Below are 1,866 nucleotides of genomic sequence, written 5' to 3' on the forward strand. Positions count from 1 at the left end.
GCCGAGGGACCCGGCGCCGATACGGGTTGGGGCGGCCCGGCGGTACTGCCCTCGGCGGGTGGGCATCGGGCCTGACCCGCGCCCGCCACATCGGCGCGGGCTGCAGCCGGCCACAGTTCCGTCGTGGCTCGCTCCACCACGCTTCGGCGGCCCGCCATCGGCACGAGGGGGCTGTGCGGGTCCCACGGCGGGACGTCAGGTGCTCGGCTGCGTCAGATGTCGCCGCTCCACACCTCGGGGCCGCCCCCCTCCCACCGGATGGGCCCGTCCTCGGACAGCTCCACACCCTCCAGGCCGGCCCGCCGCAAGAGCTCCGACACGTCTGCGGGTGTGAACGCCCGGCCGAGGTCCGCGTCCACGCCCAGCGCGTGCACGGTGACCTTGCGCCCGCCCTGCGGCGACACGGGGTGAATCACGATCTCGGTCTGGTCCGCCATGCATCCAGGGTGCGGCGGGCCCGTCATCACGGCATCCGGGACTCACCCTCCGCGCGCTGCACAGCAGCGGAGGGGACCCGTGCGCGGGTCCCCTAAGCGGGTCCCCGAAGCGGGTCCGTCCGCAAGCCCGTCCCTTCTGGGGCAAGGCCGCCCCTGCCTCAGGGCCGGCGCTCGCCCCGCGACTCCCCGAGGCGAGGCCCGACCGGTGAGGTTGACCTCCTCGGCGTCCCGGCCCGGCGCCGACGAGAAGACCCCGCTTCGGCCGAGGGGTCTGGTCGCAGGCAATCCAGAGATTGGGGGGCGATGAGGGTGGAAAGAGGCGCAGTATGGGAACGCCGCAGACGGGACGGGTCACAGAGGGCCGGTTCCGGCACCGCGGGGCCGAGCTCGTGTACGACGACACGGGCTCGGGACCCTTGGCGGTGTACGCGCACGGCGGGTTCACCAGCCAGGACGTCGACCGCCGGATGGATCTGTTCGACTGGGGACCGGTCCTTCGCACAGGCCGGCGCCTGGTCCGCTACGACGCACGCGGGCACGGCCGGTCCACCGGGCGGCCCGTCGAGGCGGACTACACGTACGTCTCTCTCGCCGACGACCTGCTGAGCTTGCTCGACCATCTGACGGTCCCGGAGCCCGTGGACGCCATCGGCTCGTCGATGGGCTGCGCCACCTGCCTCCATGCCGCAGTCCGGGAGCCGGAACGCTTCTCCCGGCTGGTGCTGCTGCTCCCGCCGACCGCCTGGGCGACCCGGGGGAGGTATGCCCGCGCCAATCGGGTCGCCGCCGACACCATCGAGCGGCAAGGAGCCGGAGGCTGGCTCGCCGCCCGGGGCGATGCGCACCGCCACGCTGCCGTCGCCGACGTCCCGGAATTCCCTCCTACGCCGCCCGAGCTGATCTTGCCTTCCGTTCTGCGCGGCCTCGCCCGATCCGATCTTCCCCCGCCCACCACGCTCGCCGCGCTGCGGTGCCCGGTACTGATCCTGACGTGGGGGGACGACCCCGGCCACCCCGTGTCGACGGCGGCCACTCTGACCGACTGCCTGCCGCAGGCCGAACTCCATATCGCCCGCAACCGCGCAGACGTGCGAGGCTGGGGACTTCGTATCGCGGAGTTCCTCACGGTCAGGTGAGTACGGCATCGGCATCGGGCTCACCGACACACACACCGTGCCGCAGGGGCTCCGGATCGACGGTGCGGGCCGTCGGAGCAGGTGCGGAAGCGGTGGTTGGCCGGTTGCCCGCCCTCCCCGCCGTCACGGGGGCGTGCTCACCGATATCACCCGCGCGGGCCGCCGTTGAGGTCCGGCCATATGACTGTCGCTCCTCCCCCGCCCTGTTCGCCGTCGCCGTCCTCTTGGAGATCGGCGGCGCCCGGCTGGTCCGGCAGGGCATCCGCGATGTCGCGGGCCGCCCCGGTTCCCAT

General features: G+C 73.3%; 2 protein-coding genes. One reads left to right on the plus strand and one right to left on the minus strand.

Annotation, left to right across the window (positions count from 1 at the left end; genetic code table 11):
• Positions 1 to 212 precede the first annotated feature (212 nt).
• Positions 213 to 437: a hypothetical protein gene (locus tag ACWGIU_RS36980; RefSeq protein ID WP_453712452.1), complete on the minus strand. Its 225-nt coding sequence runs from the start codon at positions 435 to 437 to the stop codon at positions 213 to 215.
• 326 nt (positions 438 to 763) lie between these two features.
• On the opposite strand from ACWGIU_RS36980, the gene ACWGIU_RS36985 reads away from it, so the two are divergent.
• A complete protein-coding gene (locus tag ACWGIU_RS36985) occupies positions 764 to 1,573 on the plus strand; it encodes an alpha/beta fold hydrolase (RefSeq protein WP_453712453.1) in 810 nt (269 codons plus the stop codon).
• The last annotated feature ends 293 nt before the right edge of the window (positions 1,574 to 1,866 follow it).

It is taken from the genome of Streptomyces sp. NPDC054840 (assembly GCF_053611065.1).